Here is a 17,598-nt window from a genome sequence, read left to right as displayed (position 1 = left end):
GCGGGGCGGATCGCTCCGCCCCGGCCGTTTTCAGTGCCGCGGCATTGCCGGGCGGAAATCGCCCGGCTCCAGCCGCGTCTCGATATGCGGGACCATCGCGCCGCGCGCGACGCAGAAGGTCTCGCTGCATCCCGTGATGCGGAACCCCGCCTTTTCCTGCACCCGCAGCGAGGCGAGGTTGTCGGCGAAGACGCCGGAGCGGATTTCCGTGCCCGGCATGCGCATCAGGAAGCGGCCCGTTGCGGCCCGGACCGCCTCGCTCATGTAGCCCCGCCCCCAGTAGAAGCGGTTCAGCCAGTAGCCGAGATGCCACTCCCGGCCGCGCCACTCGAAGGCGACGCAGCCGATATGGACGTCGTCGCCGGCGGTGATCGCCAGCGTCCAGTCCTCGCTGAGATCGGTGGCGACGAGTGAAAGCCATTCGCTCGCGTCCTGCCGGTCATAGGGGGCGGGCACCCGCGCCAGCATGCGCGAGACGGCGAAGTCGTTCAACGACCGGGCGATGGCGTCCGCATCGGCAGGCCGGTGCGGGCGCAGGGTGAGGCGCGCCGTCGCGACGGTCGGCGCGGAGCCGGGGCCGGAAGCATGCCGGCGTTCCGCCGGAGCCTGCAGGACGTTCATCGCAGGCCTCCCCAGCTCTTCAGCGAGACCCAGGTCTTGCGGTCGAGCCTGTACCATTCGACCGGGACCATGCCGCCGCCGGCGATGCTCTGGACCATGCCGGTCGCCTGGAACTGGAAGCCGCACTTCTGGATGACCCGGCGCGAGGGGATGTTCATGACCCGGCAGCGCGCATCGATCTGCTCGATGTCGCGGGTGCGGAAGACCATGTCGATCAGCGTGTGCGCCGCTTCGGTCGCATAGCCCTCGTTCCAGTAGGGTTCGCCCAGCCAGTAGCCGAGTTCGACCGTGCGTCCGTCCTCGTGCGGCTCGATCCCGCAGCAGCCGAGGAAGGCGCCGTTGTCGGCTTTGGTAATGGCATAGACGCACTTGCCAATCGCGCCGGCGCGTGTGCGTCGCACGAAATCGGCGGCATCCGCGACCGTGTAGGGGTGCGGCATGCGGGCGACCATGTTGGCGATGTTGGCGTTGTTGGCGAGATGGGCAAGGGCGTCGATGTCGTCTTCGTGCGGGGCTCTCATAACGAGCCTCTGCGACAGCAAGATCGGGCAATCGGTCCTCGGCCGTTCCGGCCTCAGTCTTTCCTTGGGAGACCGGGATTGGTCTTCCCGCATGAGTTCGGTCTGCATGGCTCGTTCCTCCAGAGCAAAAAGGGGAGATAAGGTCTTGCCTCATCTCCCCTTTTGTCTTGCAGGTCCGAAACCTGTGGCGTCAGCCGGGTCGATGAGACGCCGGCTGTTTTAGAGCGCTACCGGCTTATTCCGCTGCTTCCGCTTTCGGCATTACGGACACGTAGACGCGACCGTTGGCCTTCGTACGGAAATTCACATTGCCAGCCGTAAGGGCGAAGATCGTGTGATCCTTGCCGAGGCCGACATTGGCACCGGGATGCCACTGCGTGCCGCGCTGGCGCACGATGATGTTGCCTGCGATGACGGCTTCGCCGCCAAACTTCTTCACGCCAAGGCGCTTGGACTCGGAATCGCGACCGTTGCGCGAGGAACCGCCAGCTTTCTTGTGTGCCATGGGAGTTCTCCTTTACCTGTCCGGATTATTCGGCTGCTGCTTCGGCAGCGGCTTCAGACTTCTTGGAAGCCTTCTTTGCCTTGCCGCCGGCGGCTGCGATGTCGATGATGCGGACGGTCGTGTTGTGCTGACGATGACCGCGCGAGCGCTTGGAGTTCTGGCGGCGGCGCTTCTTGAAGGCGATGACCTTCTTGGCCCGGCCATGCTCGACGACTTCGGCGGTCACGATGGCGCCTTCGACGAAGGGCGCGCCGATCGTGGCGTCGGCGCCGACGCCGACCATCAGCACTTCGGTGAATTCGATCTTTGCACCAGCGTCGCCGGACAGCTTCTCAACCGTCAGGACGTCGTTGGCGGCCACGCGGTACTGCTTACCGCCGGTCTTGATGACTGCGAACATTTTATATCCTTTCATGTTCGTGCCGGCTCTTTGCCCCGAAGGACAAGGCCGTCTTTTTGTCAGTCGCGAAAATGACGATGCATTGGCGCACCGCCGGCTCAAACGGTTCCCTGCGGGCAACGCTTGCCAAAGACAAGGTGATGCGGCACAAAGAACCAGCGTCGCGGCACGGGTCGGGCCCATGCCACTGCACCTTGCGCAATAGGTGAGGCGATGAAAACTGTCAAGGACATTTCCGTCACCATGACAAATAGATGGCGTTTCCGCACGCCAGCCCCCTTGCAAGCCCGTCCCACACCCGCTATGTACCGCCCGCGCTGAAAAGCGCCGACCCGATGCGGAGAGGTGGCAGAGAGGTCGAATGCACCGCACTCGAAATGCGGCATACCTGCAAGGGTATCGTGGGTTCGAATCCCACCCTCTCCGCCATATCCTTCTTTTCCAAACCTGCTGTCCGATTTAGCGGCTTTCCTTCGGGGAGCGCATGGACTTGACGCGCTGCGTCGTGTCATAGGGCGCGGATCGTCACGAGGCCCGGCTTTTCATGATCCGCATCGAGAATATCAGCAAGTCCAACAGCCACCGCATTCTCTATATCGAGGCGTCCGCCGCGCTGAACCGCGGGGAGAAGATCGGGCTTGTCGGGCCGAACGGGGCGGGCAAGACGACGCTTTTCCGCATGATCACCGGGCAGGAGCAGCCGGACGAGGGGCAGGTCTCTGTCGAGAAGGCCGTCACCATCGGCTATTTCAGCCAGGATGTCGGCGAGATGGCCGGGCGGAGCGCCGTTACCGAGGTGATGGACGGGGCGGGGCCGGTGAGCTCGGTCGCCGCCGCGCTGCGCGAACTGGAAGCGGCGATGGTCGATCCGGACAAGCTGGATGAGATGGATGCGATCATCGAGCGCTACGGCGAGGTGCAGGCGCGCTACGAGGAGCTCGACGGCTACGGGCTGGAGAGCCGGGCGCGCGAGGTGCTGGCCGGCCTCGGCTTCAGCCAGGAGATGATGGACGGCGACGTCGACAAGCTTTCGGGCGGCTGGAAGATGCGCGTGGCGCTCGCCCGCATCCTCCTCATGCGGCCGGACGTCATGCTGCTCGACGAACCGAGCAACCATCTCGACCTCGAAAGCCTGATCTGGCTGGAGCAGTTCCTGAAAGGTTACGAGGGTGCGCTGCTGATGACCTCGCACGACCGCGAGTTCATGAACCGCATCGTCACCAAGATCATCGAGATCGACGCCGGCTCGCTCACCACCTATTCCGGCGACTACGGTTTCTACGAGCAGCAGCGCGCGCAGAACGAGAAGCAGCAGCAGGCGCAGTTCGAGCGCCAGCAGGCCATGCTCGCCAAGGAGATCAAGTTCATCGAGCGGTTCAAGGCGCGCGCCTCCCATGCCGCGCAGGTGCAGAGCCGCGTCAAGAAGCTCGACAAGATCGAGCGCGTCGAGCCGCCGCGCCGGCGCCAGACCGTGATGTTCGAGTTCCAGCCGGCGCCGCGCTCGGGCGAGGATGTCGTCAACCTCAAGAATGTCGGCAAGGTCTATGGCAGCCGCACGATCTACCGGGATTTCAGCTTCCTCGTCCGCCGCAAGGAGCGCTGGTGCGTGATGGGCGTCAACGGCGCTGGCAAGTCGACGCTGCTGAAGCTCGTTGCCGGTGCCGCCGATCCGGATGCCGGCAGCGTGACGATCGGGGCGAGCGTCAAGGTCGGATACTTTGCACAGCATGCGATGGATCTGCTCGACGGCGACCTCACCGTCTTCGAATGGCTGGAGCGGGAGTTCCCGCGCGCGGGGCAGGGACCGCTGAGGACGCTTGCCGGCTGCTTCGGCTTTTCCGGCGACGACGTCGAGAAGAAGTGCCGGGTGCTGTCCGGCGGCGAGAAGGCGCGGCTGGTCATGGCGGCGATGCTGTTCGACCCGCCGAATTTCCTGATCCTCGACGAGCCGACGAACCATCTCGACCTCGACACGAAGGAAATGCTGATCAAGGCGCTTTCGGACTACGAGGGCACCATGCTCTTCGTCTCACACGACCGCCGCTTCCTCGGCGCGCTGTCGAACCGCGTTCTGGAGCTGAACGGCGAGGACGTCCATCAGTATCCGGGCGGCTACAGCGAATATGTCGCGCAGACCGGCCAGGAGGCGCCGGGCCTTCACGGCTGATGCGCCTGCCGCCGTTTCGGGCTATGAAAGGCCGAACGGCGGAGGGGACGGATGGACCGGAAGAAACCGCTTTACCGCAGCGTCAACACGCGGACCCATGGCGTGCATCATGGATCGGGCGGCGACTATCGCTGGTCGCGCCGGCGTGAGGACCGCGCGCATGCGGGGGCCATGGGCGGCAATTCCCGGCGCGGGCTGGATTATACGCCGCTCTTCAGGTTCCTGCTGTCGCGGGTCGGTGAGGACTGGGATGCCGTCCATGCCGAGGCGGTGGCGCGGCTCGACAGGGCGGAGCCGATCTTCTGGCTGGTCGCGCGGTCCGAGGCCGAGCGGCAGCCCTTCGTGCGGATCGGCGAAAGCTCCTATTATTCCGGCCTCCATGTCGACGAAGACAACCGGCTGCGACTGGTCGATCCGATGCTTCGCGTCGAGGACATGGAGCCGGCCTGCGCCTGCTGCACGCACACGTTCAACGGTGTGCCCTTCACGCGGAAATACGTGCCGCCGGGCGACTGAGGCGCTGGCATCGGCCCTTCGGGCGCTCTATGAGGACGGCGGAGAGTTTCGAGGTAAGAGGCGGCATGGGCAAGCGGATCGGGATCGTCGGCGGCGGGCCGGCCGGGCTGATGGCGGCAGAGGTGCTGTCGGCGCGCGGCCATGCCGTCACGGTGCTGGAGGCGATGCCGACCATCGGCCGCAAGTTCCTGCTCGCCGGAAAATCCGGCCTCAACATCACCCATTCGGAAGCCCATGAACGTTTCGCCACCCGCTTCGGCGCGGCGAGCGGGCGGCTTTCCGCGGCGCTCGATGCCTTCACGCCCGAGGATGTGCGCATCTGGGCGGCGGGGCTCGGGACCGGGACCTTCGTCGGCTCGTCCGGCCGGGTGTTCCCGACCGTCATGAAAGCCTCTCCCCTGCTTCGGGCCTGGCGGGTGCGGCTGGAGACGCAGGGCGCCGATATCCGCGTGCGCCACCGCTGGACGGGTTTTGCGCCGGAGGGATTGCGGGTCGAGACACCGGCGGGCGAGGTGACGATGGGCTTCGACGCGGTATTGCTTGCGCTCGGCGGCGCGAGCTGGCCGCGGCTCGGCTCGGATGCTGCCTGGGTCGGATGGCTCGCGGACCGGGGCATCGATATCGCGCCCTTCCGTCCGGCCAATTGCGGTTTCGATGTCGATTGGTCGGCCTTCTTCGCGGAGAAATTTGCAGGCGCACCGGTCAAGGGCGTCGTCGCGTCTTCGCCGGCCGGGGTCATTCCCGGCGAGTTCGTCATTTCGCACACGGGCGTGGAGGGCAGCCTGATCTATGCCCACGCCGCGGCGTTGCGCGACCGGCTGGAGGGGGAAGGCAAGGCGACCTTGATCCTCGATCTGGCACCGGGGCGAACCGCCGAGCGGCTGGCGGCGGATCTCGCGCGGCAGGGCGGCAAGGCGAGCCTTTCGACGCGCCTGCGCAAGGGAGCGGGGCTCGACGGTGTCAAGGCGGCGCTGCTGCGCGAAAGCCGGCCCGATGCGGCGCGGCTTTCGCCGGACGCATTGGCCGCCGCGATCAAGGCATTGCCGCTTGCCCTCCTTCGGCCGCGGCCGATCGATGAGGCGATCTCTTCGGCCGGCGGCGTCCGTTTCGACGCCCTGGATGAAGGCTACATGCTGAAGGCGCTGCCGGGCATCTTCGCTGCGGGCGAAATGCTCGACTGGGAAGCGCCGACCGGCGGCTATCTGCTGACCGCCTGCTTTGCCACCGGCCGGGCGGCCGCCGAGGGCATGGATCGCTGGCTATCCAGCTAGGCGAGGACCCGCTTCGCGCCCGTCGGTGCCTGGCCGAGGCGGGCGGCGGCGGCCTTCAGGCAGTCGAGGTAGCGCTCGCGGTTGGCAAGCCCGTCGGCGCGCGGGGCGACGAGGCAGAGCGTTGCGGCCGCGTGGCCTTCCTCGCCCATCACCGGCACGGCGAAGCAATGGGTGAAGCTGTCGACGATGCTGTTGAAGGTGAAGAAGCCGTCCGCATCGGCCCGCCGCACCTCGGCGAGGAACTGCGCCGAATCGAGCCATTTGCCGTCCGGCAGGCGGAAATCCTGCGGGGGAATGAAGGCAAGGATTTCCTCGTCGCTCATATGCGCGACGAGAAGGCGGCCGGAGGCCGTCCACGGGATCGGCACGGACTGGCCGATGTCGGTGGAGATGCGGAAGGGGCGCGCGCCCTCGCGCATGCGCACCACCGTGTATTTGTTGCCGTCCAGCATGCAGAACTGCGCGGTCTCGCGCGTCTCGTCGGCCAGCCAGTCGAGCGCGGCCTCGCATTCGCGCGTGAAGTCGAAATGGTTCTCGTAGGCCGCGCCGAGGAAATAGAGCTTGCGGCCGAGATAGACGCGGCCCTCGCCGCCGGAAAATTCCAAAATGCCGTTGCGCAGCAGCAGGTTGACCAGCTCGTAGACTGATGAGCGCGGCGCGCCGATCTGCGCGGCGATCTCGTTCGGCTTCAGCGCCTGCCGCTTCTGGCGCAGGAAGTCGAGGATCTCGAAGGCCCGGTCGAGCCCGCGGGCCCGCTTCGCCCCTGCTTCGTCCGAAATCGCGTCCATTTCCATTCCTTCCCTGTCTTCGCCCAACTTCTCCCGCCGCCGGAAGCGTCTGTCAATCCGCCGGATCCGACGCGGCGTGAACGAAATTTCGGCACCCCCCTTGCGGGGCGGAAAAATCGGCATAAGATCGCGTCGTCCAGTATAAAGATCATATGTACATTATATTGGACAAAGACGGATGGCAAGCCCGTTCCTGCTGCCGCAATGAAAAGGGGATCACCATGAAGAAATCCGCAAATACCGCCTCGCTGCGCAGCCGCCTCCTCGCCGGTGCCGCTGCCGCCGCGACCCTTCTCGCCTTCAGCGCCGGCACGGCTTCGGCCGCGGCGAACTGCATCAAGGGCGACCGCAAGGCGCCCTATACGATCGGCTGGGCGAACATCTATTCCGTGCCGACCTGGATGAAGCAGACCGAGGGCACGATCTCGGCCGAGGTGGAGGAGCTGAAGAAGGCCGGCCTCGTGAAGGATCTGATGATCACGGACGCGCAGGGCAACGCCCAGACGCAGATCCAGCACATCCAGTCGATGATCGACGCCAATGTCGACGCCATCGTCGTCATCGCCGGCTCGTCCAACGCGCTCGACCGCGTCATCTCGGATGCTTGCGACAAGGGCATCGCCGTCGTCAACTTCGACAGCCTCGTCAACACCGACAAGGTGACGGCGAAGATCAACACCGATTCCGGCGAATGGGGTGCGGGCGCTGCCAAGTGGCTCTCCGACCAGCTCGGCGGCAAGGGCAAGATCATCGTCATGAACGGTCCGGCCGGCATCTCCGTCAGCGACGACCGCCGCAAGGGCGCCCAGCCGGTGCTCGACGCCAATCCGGGCTTGGAGATCATCACCGAGACGAACACCGAATACAACGTCGCCCCCGCGCAGGAAGCGATGACGAGCCTGCTCTTCGCCAATCCGGAGATCGACGGCGTGCTCTCGCTCGGCGGCGCGCTTTCGGCCGGCTCCGTCATGGCCTTCGACCGCCAGGGCCGCGACCAGGTGCCGATCACCGGCGAGAACGCCCGCCAGTTCCTGGAACTGTGGAAGGAAAAGGGCCTCAAGGGCTGGGCCACCATGCAGCCGAACTGGCTCGGCGCCCTCTCGGTCTATACCGCCGTGCAGGCGCTGGAAGGCAAGGACGTGCCGGCCTTCGTCAAGGTGCCGCTGCCGGTCATCGACGACAGCAATATCGACAGCTACCTTGCCCGCGCCGACCAGTTCCCGGCCGACGGCTACATCTACTCGGACTACGACCAGGCGCTGTTCGACAAGCTGCTCGCGCAGTAAAAGCCCGCAAAGGACGCCGCCATGACGGATGCAACGCCCCTGCTGGAAGCCCGGCAGGTGTTCAAGGGGTTCTTCGGCAATCCCGTTCTCAAGGGCGTGGACATCGCCCTTCGGCCGGGCAGGGTTCACGCCCTGCTCGGCGAGAACGGGGCCGGGAAATCCACATTGATCAACCTCCTGTCCGGCGCGCTCCAGCCGGACAGCGGCGCCATCCTCGTGGACGGCCGGCCGGTCGGGCGCTTCAGCCCGGCCGCCGCCCGTGCGGCCGGCATCGCCGTGGTGCAGCAGGAACTCAGCCTGACGGCGGACCTTTCCATCGCCGAGAATATCGGCCTCGGTGCCTTTCCGCGCCGCTTCGGCCTCATCGACTATACCGCGCTTCATCGCGGCGTTCGGGAGGTCTGCGACCTGGTGGGCCTCACCGAACCGCTCGACATGCCCGTCGCCGATCTCGCGCTCGGCCGCCGGCAGATGGTGGAGATCGCCAAGGCGCTCTACCGCAAGCCGCGCGTGCTCATCCTCGACGAGCCGACCTCCTCGCTTTCCGCCCACGAGGCCGGCATCCTCGCGGGCCTCATCGGGACGCTGCGCGACCGCGGCACGGCGCTTCTCTATATCTCCCACCGCCTCAACGAGGTGCAGGCGCTCTGCTCGCATGTCACGGTGCTGAAGGACGGCGGCGTCACCGCCGACCAGTCGCTCGACGGCATCGACGGCGAGGGGCTGGTGCGCCTGATGGTCGGCCGTAAGACGGGCGATCTCTTCCCGCCGCGCCCCGCGCCTTCCGCCGGCGCGCTGCGCATCAGCGTCGAGGGCTTTTCCGCCGGCCTCGTGCGCAATATCGGCTTTTCGGCTCGCGCCGGCGAGATCGTTGGCATCGGCGGGCTGGTGGGGCAGGGGCAGGAAGACTTGCTGCTCGGCCTCTACGGCGCCATTCCCGCCGGGGCCGCGGAGGCGGAGGTCTGCGGGAAACCCGGTCTTCCCGCCCATGTCGGCGCAGCCAATGCCGCCGGCATCGTCTATGTGCCGGCCGACCGCAAGCACGAGGGGCTGGTGCTGCCCCATTCCATCGCCTCGAACCTCATCCTGCCCTCGCTCGGCCGGCTTGCGCGCGGGGGCCTGCGCGACCGCGCAGCCGAAACGGGACTGATCGCCGATCTCGCCCGGCGGCTGACCATCAAGGGCGACGTCGCCCGGCCGGTGCAGGCGCTTTCGGGCGGCAACCAGCAGAAGGTGGCGCTCGCCAAGTGGCTGCCGCTCGATCCGGCTGTCCTGCTTCTCAACGACCCGACCCGCGGTGTCGACATCGAGACCAAGCGGGAAATCTACCTCATGCTGCGCGCCTTCGCCGCCGAGGGCCGGCTCGTCATCCTCGCGAGCTCCGATACGCCGGAGCTCGTGCATCTCTGCGACCGCGTCGTCGTCCTACGCGAGGGCGAGGTCGCCGCGCGGCTTTCCGGGGATGCGATCACCGAGGAGGCCATCGTCGGCGCGGCCATGGGCATCGACAGAAAGGGAGCGGCCGCATGAGCGCTGTTTCGTCCACCGGCTGGCTCTACGGCGCCATCCAGAAGCGCCGCAACCGCGGCCTCGGCGGCCTCTATCTCGTCGTCGCCGCCTTCCTCATCCTCTATGTCCTGCTCTTTCCCGGCATCCTCTCCGTCGGCGGCTTTTCCAAGTTCACGCAGAACTGGTTTCCGCTCGCCCTCGTCACCATGGCGCAGGCGCTCCTGATGCTGAACGGCGGCATCACGCTCGCCATCGGCCCGCTCGTCAGCCTCGGGGCGGTGATTGCGGCGACCACGATGGAAGGTGTGTTCGGTGTACCGGGCGGCTTTCTCGCCGTCGCGCTCGCCGGCCTTGCCATCGGCGCGGTCACGGGCGTCATCGTCGCGCATCTCAGGCTGCCGGCGATCATCGTCACGCTTGCCGGCTCCTTCATCATCACCGGCGTCGCGCTGATCCTCCTGCCGCGTCCGGGCGGCTTCATCCCGGACTGGCTTTCGAATGGGCTTGCCGGCCATACGCCCGTCGCCTTCCTGCTGCTCGTCGTCATCCTCCTCGGCTGGAAGGCGTTCCTTGCGACGCCGCTCGGCCTCGGCATCTATGCGGCCGGCGACAACCCGGTCGGCGCTTTCCGCTCCGGCGTGCCGGTCGAGCGGGCGAAGGTCGTCGCCTTCGCGCTCTCCGGCCTGCTTGCCGCGCTGGCCGGCCTCTTCGTCGCCGCGCAGACCGGCTCGGGCGACCCGATCATCGGCACGCCCTTCACGCTCAACTCCATCGCCGCGGCCGTGCTCGGCGGCGTCGGCTTCCTCGGCGGCAAGGGCACGATGCGCGGGGCGATCTGCGGCAGCCTGCTGCTCTCGGTCATGATCAACGTGATGTTCTTCCTCGGCTTCCCGCCGGTCGCGCAATATGTGGCGCAGGGGCTCATCATCGTCGGCGCCGTCGCGGTGCCGGAACTTCTCGGTGCCTGGAGGGCAAGGCGATGAACGCTGTCAGATCCCTGTTCCGCAACCCGCCGCTGCTCACCTTCGTGCTGGTGGCCCTCGTCTGGCTCGTCGCCAGCCTCATGCTGCGCGGCTTCGGCGCCTACGGGCACCTGCGCTACCTTCTGGAGCTTGCCGCCGTCATCGGCATCGTCGCGGCCGGGCAGACGCTCGTCATCCTGATGGGCGGCATCGATCTTTCCGTCGGCGCGGTCATCACCGTGACGGCGATCCTGCTGCCGCTCCTCTCGCCTGCCTGGGACCCAACCGGCCTTGCCGGCATCGTGCTGGCGCTCGCGATTGCGACCGGCATCGGCGTTCTCAACGGTGCGGGCGCGGCCTATCTCCGCGTGCCGCCGATCATCATGACGCTCGCCATGGCGACCTTCCTTCAGGGTCTTCTCGTCATCGTCGCCGGCGGCAGCGCGGTCACGGTCAGCAATCCCGCCGTCATCCTGCTCGGGCAGGCCCGGCCGTTCGGCATCCCGGCCGGCGTCATCCTCTGGGTGGTCGTCTCGGCGGCGGTGCTGCTCCTCATCCACCGCATGCCGATCGGCGCGCGGTTCCTGGCGCTCGGCGCCAATCCGCTCGCCGCCCGGCTTTCCGGCGTCAGCGTCACGCGCAACACGCTGATCCTCTATGCGCTTTCCGGCTTCTTCGCCGGTCTTGCCGGCATCCTCGTCCTCGGCATGAACCGGCAGGGCTATGTCGGGATCGGCGACCCGTACCTGCTCACCTCCATCGCGGCGGTCGTGCTCGGCGGCACCTCCATCCTCGGCGGGCGCGGCACCTATGCCGGCACCATTCCCGGCGCCATCCTGCTCGTCACGACCACGGCGCTGATCACCGTCGTCAACGCCTCGCCCGGCTGGCGCTCGATCATGTTCGGCACGCTGATCCTTGCGCTGCTGCTCGTTTCCGGCCGCGAGGCGCGGCGATGACAGGCCGCTACGACGGGCCGGTCATCGACCCGCACCATCATCTCTGGGACCTCTCGCTCCGCCGCCATCCCTGGCTGGAAAAGGCGCGGAACGATGGCGGCGAGATGGTCTATGGCAGCCTCGCGCCGATCCTGCGCGACTACGGCGTGGAGGATTACCGGCGGGATGCCGAAAACCAGAACGTCGTCGCCACCGTGCATGTCGAGGCCGGCTGGTCCGACGCCCATCCGCTGGAGGAAAGCCGCTGGCTCGGCGGCCTCGACCGTTCCTCCGGCATCGCGAAGCGTTACGTCGCACGCGTGCCGCTCGACAGTCCCGATGCGGCGCGTCTGATCGAGGCGGAGGCGGCCAACCCCAATGTCGCCGGCATCCGCGATATCGTGAGCTGGCACCCCGAGCCGGGCAAGAGTTTTGCACCGCGCCCGCACCGCATGGCCGACCCTGCCTGGCGGGCTGGCCTTGGCCGTCTTGCTCGCCACGGCCTCGTCTTCGACCTGATGCTCTATCCCTGGCAGATGGACGAGGCCGTGGACCTCGTGCGCGTCTTTCCCGAAACGCTTTTCGTGCTCAACCACGGCGGCAGCCCGGCGGACCGGACGGCGGAGGGCATGGCGCTGTGGCGCAGCGGCCTTCGCGCCCTCGGCCGCGAGCCGAACGTGCGGCTGAAGATCTCCGACCTCGTCGCCTACGACAACGACTGGACGCCGGAAAGCCTCGGGCCCGTGATTACGCATTGCCTCGAATGCTTCGGCCCGGCGCGCGCCATGTTCGCCAGCGATTTCCCGGTCGCCGGCCTTCATGCCTCCTTCGACGGGGTCTATGCCGTATTCCGCGACCTCGCCGCGCCGCTCTCGCCCGACGAGCAGCGCGCCATCTTCTTCACCACCGCCGACGAGACCTACCGCCTCGGGATGGGAGAAAGCCATGTCTGACCTTCATGCGACCGCAACCGGCATTCCGCTGATCGACGACCGTATCCGCGGCTTTCCGACCGGCCATGCGCCCTTGCCGCTCGATGCCATCGGCGGCAAAGGCTGGAAACCCTATGACGGCAGGATGGCCCTGCCGCTGATCTCGCTCGACGAGCAGGCCTTCGCCGGCAATGTCGGGCAGATGATGGCCTATGTGAAGGATCGCGGCGTCGAGATCGCGCCCCATGCCAAGACGCCGATGTCGACGGCGCTCTCCGGCGCGTTGCTTGCGGCCGGCGCTTGGGGCACGACGGTCGCCGATATCCGGCAGGCCGCCGTTCTCCTCAAGGCGGGCCAGCGCCGGCTGATCCTTGCCAACGAGATCGGCGGCCCTGCCGCCGCCCGCCGCCTCGCCGCGCTTCTGTCCGGTTACCCCGAGGCCGAGGTGCATGTCTTCGTCGATTCCCTCGCGCTCGCGGAGGCCCTGCGCGCCGCCTGGGCGGAGCGGACGGACCTGCCGCCGCTCGGCATCCTGGTGGAATTCGGCGCCGGCCGCGCCGGTGCGCGCAGCGTTGAAGCGGCGGAGGCCATCCTTGACGCAATCCTTGCTGCCGAGACGGCAACCTTCCGGCTGACCGGCATCGCCGCCTATGAGGGCGCGGCTGCTACCGCGGACGCGGACGAGACGCTGCGGCGGATCGACGGGCTGATGCGGATGACCGCGGCCTTCCTGCCGCAGGTGCGCGCCCGTATCGGCAAGGAACGTCCGCTTCTCGTGACGGCGGGCGGGTCGGTCTTCTTCGACCGAGTGGTCGAAGGGCTTTCCGCTGCTGTTGCGGCTGATCCCGATTGCCGGCTGGTGCTGCGCAGCGGGGCGATCTTCTTCCACGATCACGGCATCTACGAGCGCGGCCTTGCCGGGCTCGACGCGCGGCAGGGTTTTAGCTTCGGCGGTGCGATCCATTCCGCCGCGAAGGGTTTCCGGCCGGCGCTGCGCGTCTGGGCCGAGGTGCTATCGCGGCCCGAGCCCGGGCTTGCCATCTGCGGCATGGGCCTTCGCGACGTCGCGATGGACCAGGGCTTGCCGCGGCCGCTGGCGCTCTACCGGGACGGCGCGCGCCTTGCCGATCTCGCCGGGGCCGAGGTGCAGCGCCTCAACGACCAGCACGCCTTCGTGACGGTGCCGGCCGGCATCGACGTTGCCGTCGGCGACGTGGTGGAGTTCGGCATCTCCCATCCCTGCACCTGCCTCGACCGGCACGCCATCCTCTACGGCCTCGACCCGGACCATGCGGTCACGGCGGCCTATCTCACCAGCTTCGGCTGATCCTCCCCATGAAGAAAGGAAACCATCCATGATCCAGCGTTACCAGAAGGGTTCGCGCATGAGCCAGGCCGTCAGCCATGGCGGGCTCGTCTACATTGCCGGCCAGGTCGCGGAAGACCGCAAGGCCGGTATCGAGAGCCAGACGCGCGACGTGCTCGGCAAGATCGACGCCCTTCTGAAGGAAGCCGGCACGGATCGCTCGAAGCTCCTCGCCGTGAATGTCTTCCTGCCGGCCATCGTCGATTTCGACGCGATGAACGGCGTCTACGATGCCTGGATCGATCCGGCCAATCCGCCGGCCCGGGCCTGCGTCGAGGCGCGCCTTGCCGATCCGGACCTGCGCGTCGAGATGACCGCTGTCGCGGCGCTCTGACCATGCACAGCGGCCTCGTCAACCCGATCGATCTTGCGGCGGACGGCCGGCAGGCCGGGCATCTCGCCATTCCCTATTCGGTCGACCGCTCGCCCTACTACCAGATCCGCATTCCCATCCTGCGCCTGAAGAACGGCGCGGGGCCGAGCCTCCTCCTGATGGCCGGCAACCACGGGGACGAATATGAGGGCGAGCTCCAGCTCGGCCGGCTGATGCGCTTGCTCGATGTCTCGAAGATCCGCGGCGCCGTCACCATACTGCCGATGGCGAACCTGCCGGCGGTGATGGCGGCGAAGCGCTGCTCGCCCTTCGACGGCGGCAATCTCAACCGCGCCTTTCCCGGCGATCCCGCCGGCCCGCCGACGGCGCGGCTCGCCCATTTCCTCGAGCACACGCTTTTCCCGGCCCACGATGCGGTGCTGGACCTTCATTCGGGCGGCACCTCCATGGCGCATCTTGCCTGTACGCTGATCGAACGGCAGGCCGATAGCGCGCGTTTCGAGCGCTCCGTCGCGCTGATGCGGGCGATGGGCGCGGCCCACGCCTTCATCGCCGACAACGGGCCGGCGGCGCCGACCTCGATGGGCGCGGCGGGTAGGGCGGGCACCATCGGCCTTTCCGGTGAGTTCGGCGGGGGCGGCACGGTGACGCCGGAGAGCATGGCCTTCACCGCGGCGGCGATCGACCGGCTGCTGATGGCGCTCGGCATTGCGGACGCGCCCGTCCTCTCGCGGGAAACTCTCCCGCGGCCGCCCGCCCTGCAGCTTCTTTCGCTCTCGCGGCACAGCCAGGGCATCTATGCGGACCGGCGCGGCTGGTTCGAGCCGGCGGTGCCGCTCGGTGCGCGGGTTGCGGCCGGCGACCTTGCCGGCCGGTATCACGACCTCGAACGGCTGGAGCAGCCGGAGGAAGAGCTGCGCTTTGCCGAGGGCGGCATCGTCATCTCCCACCGGCTGCACACCGACAGCCAGGCGGGCGACTGCCTGATCCAGGTCGCCGAGCCGATCAGCGGCTGATCGCCGCGACCGCCTCGCGCACCCAGTCGAGGCGCTTTGCCGGGATGAGGCCGTAATTGTAGAAGTTCACGCCGTCGGCGCCCGCGTCGACGGCGTTTTTCGTGCGGGCGGCGAGGATGTCCGGCCCGTCCACCTCCGGATAGAAGACACGAAGGCCGAGGCCGAGGAACCTGTCCGGACCGAGCAGCGCGCGGCCGGTGCGGATGACATCGCCGACGGCCTCCGGCGTCATGTCGTAGCAGCAGAGGATCGCCCCGTCGCAGAGCCTGCCGACCGCCGCAAGGTCGACGCCGCCGAGCCAGCCGTCTTTCAGGTCGATCAGCACGATGCGCGTTGCCGGATCGGCCGCCGCCTTGATCTCGCCGATCAGGCTCGTCACCGGCTCGCTGCGCCAGGAAAGGAAGGCATGGAGGTCCGGGTGGTCGCGGAAGGCGTCGATGCCGGCATCCGGGAAATCGGGGAACTGCCTTTCCGGCACGGCGCGCTCGCAGAGTTCTGCAATGAAGCGGGCGACGGTCCTGCGTGCGCCCTCGACCGGGACGCCGGCCTTTTGCGCGCGCGCGGTGCAATGGTCGCAGAAGCAGAGCGAGAGCAGGAAGTCGTCCTCGGCATTGAGGCCGACGCCGTCCTTTTCGTGGTGGTACTCGTGCGCAAAGCCCATGAAGTTCGGGCTCTCCAGCTCCAGCATGTCCGGCTTGTAATTCGTCGTGATATCGCGGACGAGCGTGACGACATAGTCGCGCGCCGCCGGGCTGGAGGGGCAGAGATTGTAGTGGTTGGCATTGCCGAAGGCGTTGCGGGTGACGTGTTCGGGATGGAGCATGCCGAGGCGCGTGTTGTGCAGGCAGACCGTCCAGCAGGAGACCTTGAGGCCGGTTTCCGCCCGCGCCTTCGTCAGCGCGTCCAGCATGTCGCCGCGCTCGGCGACGTTCCGCGCCATCAGCGGGCGGATCGCCTTTCCCTGCCAGAGCGTTTCGTCGGGGCGGAAATAGACCGTGCCGTCTTCCGGGAAATAGGCTTTCTGCGCGGGGCTTCTCGGCTGGAGGAAACGGCCGGCATGGTAGGAGCTCGCAAGGCTCACCGTATTGAGGCCGGCGCGGCCGGAAAGGTCGGCGGTAAGCGCCGCAAGTCCCTGGTCCTGAACGTCCCAGGGATAGGTCCACATGGAAAGATGCATGGCGTGCTCCCGTCGAATCTGTCCATTTTATAGAACATGTGTCCATAATAGTGTCCAGCACGATTTTCACCGGAAAGGCCCGTTGGCATTTTCGATGCACTGAATGTCGCGAACCGGAAGGATTCGCGACAAGAGGCAGCGTAGCTTTTCGCCATTGCAGGGGCTTGCGCAGGGGCAAGCGGCCTGAAATATGCGCCACAGGGGATCGCCGGCCCAGCCGCCGTCGGCCGAACGCGAGAAGAGAACCGATGAAGAGCCATGTGCTGACCGTAACGTGCAAATCGACCCGCGGCATCGTCGCCGCGATCACGGGATATCTCGCCGAGAAGGGGTGTTACATCTCCGACTCGTCGCAGTTCGACGACCTGGAAACGGGTCTCTTCTTCATGCGCCTCACCTTCCTTTCCCAGGAAGGCGTGCCGGAAGAAGATATCAAGGCGGGCTTTGCCCCCGTCGCCAAGCCCTTCGGCATGACCTGGCGCTTCAACGACAGCGACGAGCGCATGAAGGTGCTGCTCATGGTCTCGCGCTTCGGCCACTGCCTCAACGACCTGCTCTACCGCTGGAAGATCGGCGCGCTGCCGATCGACATCGTCGGCGTCGTCTCCAACCACTTCGATTACCAGAAGGTCATCGTCAACCACGACATCCCCTTCTACCACATCAAGGTGACGAAGGAGAACAAGCCGCAGGCCGAAGCCCGCCTCATGGAGGTGGTCGAACAGTCCGGCGCCGAGCTCATCGTGCTCGCCCGCTACATGCAGGTCCTGTCCGATGCCGTCTGCAAGAAGATGTCGGGCCGCATCATCAACATCCATCACTCGTTCCTGCCGTCCTTCAAGGGCGCCAACCCCTACAAGCAGGCCTTCGAGCGCGGCGTGAAGCTGATCGGCGCGACGGCGCACTATGTGACGGAAGACCTCGACGAAGGCCCGATCATCGAGCAGGACGTCGCGCGCATCACCCATGCGCAGTCGGCGGAGGATTATGTCTCCATCGGCCGGGACGTGGAAAGCCAGGTGCTTGCCCGCGCCGTGCACGCCCACATCCACCACCGCGTCTTCATGAACGGCAACAAGACCATCGTCTTCCCGCCGAGCCCCGGCAGCTACGCGTCCGAGCGCATGGGCTGATCGGGGGCGGAAGCCCTCGCTGACGGCCAGGCGACGCCCAGCCCTCCGTCGTCATGGTCGGGCTTGACCCGACCATCCATGCTCCGAGCACGTCTGTGGATCCTCGGGTCGAGCCCGAGGATGACGAAGGCGGTGAGGGAAATTTCAATAAGCTGA

At 67.0% G+C, this 17,598-nt stretch carries 17 protein-coding genes, 1 tRNA gene and 1 pseudogene; 13 read left to right on the top strand and 6 right to left on the bottom strand.

Going from position 1 to position 17,598, the window contains the following annotated elements:
- Positions 1–30: 30 nt before the first annotated feature.
- The 4 genes and pseudogenes from ACZ5TO_RS16625 to rplU form a co-directional block, all read right to left on the bottom strand.
- Positions 31–621 carry a GNAT family N-acetyltransferase gene (locus ACZ5TO_RS16625; protein WP_464798883.1) on the bottom strand — a complete coding sequence of 197 codons (591 nt, stop codon included), beginning with the start codon at positions 619–621 and terminating at the stop codon, positions 31–33.
- The gene (locus ACZ5TO_RS16620; RefSeq protein WP_464798882.1) at positions 618–1,250 is read right to left on the bottom strand and encodes a GNAT family N-acetyltransferase; all 633 of its coding nucleotides are present in this window, start codon (positions 1,248–1,250) and stop codon (positions 618–620) included. The genes ACZ5TO_RS16625 and ACZ5TO_RS16620 overlap by 4 nt, the downstream gene beginning before the upstream one ends.
- A gap of 127 nt (positions 1,251–1,377) precedes the next feature.
- A complete protein-coding gene (gene rpmA / locus ACZ5TO_RS16615; protein ID WP_184144911.1) occupies positions 1,378–1,647 on the bottom strand; it encodes a 50S ribosomal protein L27 in 270 nt (89 codons plus the stop codon).
- Positions 1,648–1,735: 88 nt separating this feature from the next.
- Positions 1,736–2,047: pseudogene (gene rplU, locus ACZ5TO_RS16610) on the bottom strand (50S ribosomal protein L21); the annotation flags it as partial.
- A 339-nt stretch (positions 2,048–2,386) separates the two neighbouring features.
- On the opposite strand from rplU, the gene ACZ5TO_RS16605 reads away from it, so the two are divergent.
- The 4 genes from ACZ5TO_RS16605 to ACZ5TO_RS16590 all read left to right on the top strand — a co-directional run bounded on the left by ACZ5TO_RS16605 (position 2,387) and on the right by ACZ5TO_RS16590 (position 6,001).
- Positions 2,387–2,476 (top strand) — tRNA-Ser (locus ACZ5TO_RS16605).
- Between the two features lie 115 nt (positions 2,477–2,591).
- The gene (locus tag ACZ5TO_RS16600; RefSeq protein WP_464798881.1) at positions 2,592–4,214 is read left to right on the top strand and encodes an ABC-F family ATP-binding cassette domain-containing protein; all 1,623 of its coding nucleotides are present in this window, start codon (positions 2,592–2,594) and stop codon (positions 4,212–4,214) included.
- A gap of 51 nt (positions 4,215–4,265) precedes the next feature.
- A complete protein-coding gene (locus ACZ5TO_RS16595) occupies positions 4,266–4,730 on the top strand; it encodes a hypothetical protein (RefSeq protein ID WP_464798880.1) in 465 nt (154 codons plus the stop codon).
- A gap of 65 nt (positions 4,731–4,795) precedes the next feature.
- Complete coding sequence (locus ACZ5TO_RS16590; protein ID WP_464798879.1) at positions 4,796–6,001, top strand: TIGR03862 family flavoprotein; 1,206 nt, start codon at positions 4,796–4,798, stop codon at positions 5,999–6,001.
- On the opposite strand, the gene ACZ5TO_RS16585 is transcribed toward ACZ5TO_RS16590, so the two are convergent.
- Entirely contained in the window at positions 5,998–6,789 is a 792-nt protein-coding gene (locus tag ACZ5TO_RS16585; protein ID WP_184144897.1) for an IclR family transcriptional regulator, read from the bottom strand. The two genes, ACZ5TO_RS16590 and ACZ5TO_RS16585, sit on opposite strands and share 4 nt — an antisense overlap.
- A gap of 152 nt (positions 6,790–6,941) precedes the next feature.
- On the opposite strand from ACZ5TO_RS16585, the gene ACZ5TO_RS16580 reads away from it, so the two are divergent.
- From ACZ5TO_RS16580 to ACZ5TO_RS16545, 8 genes are read left to right on the top strand one after another with little or no spacing between them, the layout of a single operon-like run.
- Entirely contained in the window at positions 6,942–8,075 is a 1,134-nt protein-coding gene (locus tag ACZ5TO_RS16580; protein ID WP_464798878.1) for a substrate-binding domain-containing protein, read from the top strand.
- 21 nt (positions 8,076–8,096) lie between these two features.
- Positions 8,097–9,605, top strand: coding sequence for a sugar ABC transporter ATP-binding protein (locus tag ACZ5TO_RS16575; RefSeq protein ID WP_464798877.1), 1,509 nt, complete (start codon positions 8,097–8,099; stop codon positions 9,603–9,605).
- Entirely contained in the window at positions 9,602–10,567 is a 966-nt protein-coding gene (locus tag ACZ5TO_RS16570) for an ABC transporter permease (RefSeq protein ID WP_464798876.1), read from the top strand. Before ACZ5TO_RS16575 ends, ACZ5TO_RS16570 begins: the two co-directional genes overlap by 4 nt.
- Entirely contained in the window at positions 10,564–11,505 is a 942-nt protein-coding gene (locus ACZ5TO_RS16565) for an ABC transporter permease (protein ID WP_464798875.1), read from the top strand. The genes ACZ5TO_RS16570 and ACZ5TO_RS16565 overlap by 4 nt, the downstream gene beginning before the upstream one ends.
- A complete protein-coding gene (locus tag ACZ5TO_RS16560) occupies positions 11,502–12,437 on the top strand; it encodes an amidohydrolase family protein (RefSeq protein ID WP_464798874.1) in 936 nt (311 codons plus the stop codon). The genes ACZ5TO_RS16565 and ACZ5TO_RS16560 overlap by 4 nt, the downstream gene beginning before the upstream one ends.
- Positions 12,430–13,743 carry an alanine racemase gene (locus ACZ5TO_RS16555; RefSeq protein ID WP_464798873.1) on the top strand — a complete coding sequence of 438 codons (1,314 nt, stop codon included), beginning with the start codon at positions 12,430–12,432 and terminating at the stop codon, positions 13,741–13,743. The genes ACZ5TO_RS16560 and ACZ5TO_RS16555 overlap by 8 nt, the downstream gene beginning before the upstream one ends.
- 28 nt (positions 13,744–13,771) lie before the next feature.
- A complete protein-coding gene (locus ACZ5TO_RS16550) occupies positions 13,772–14,116 on the top strand; it encodes a RidA family protein (RefSeq protein ID WP_184144890.1) in 345 nt (114 codons plus the stop codon).
- 2 nt (positions 14,117–14,118) lie between these two features.
- Positions 14,119–15,132 (top strand): succinylglutamate desuccinylase/aspartoacylase family protein, encoded by a 1,014-nt coding sequence (locus ACZ5TO_RS16545; protein ID WP_464798872.1) that lies wholly within the window; start codon positions 14,119–14,121, stop codon positions 15,130–15,132.
- Here ACZ5TO_RS16545 and ACZ5TO_RS16540 read toward each other — a convergent pair.
- Positions 15,122–16,309, bottom strand: coding sequence for a hypothetical protein (locus tag ACZ5TO_RS16540; protein WP_464798871.1), 1,188 nt, complete (start codon positions 16,307–16,309; stop codon positions 15,122–15,124). The two genes, ACZ5TO_RS16545 and ACZ5TO_RS16540, sit on opposite strands and share 11 nt — an antisense overlap.
- A gap of 248 nt (positions 16,310–16,557) precedes the next feature.
- On the opposite strand from ACZ5TO_RS16540, the gene purU reads away from it, so the two are divergent.
- Positions 16,558–17,442, top strand: a complete 885-nt coding sequence (purU, locus tag ACZ5TO_RS16535; RefSeq protein WP_184144887.1) for a formyltetrahydrofolate deformylase — start codon at positions 16,558–16,560, stop codon at positions 17,440–17,442.
- Positions 17,443–17,598: the final 156 nt, after the last annotated feature.

The sequence above is a fragment of the Shinella sp. Sh6 genome (assembly GCF_055392685.1).
The sequence above is the reverse complement of the archived record's forward strand: the minus strand, read 5'-3'. Positions and strand labels throughout refer to the sequence as shown.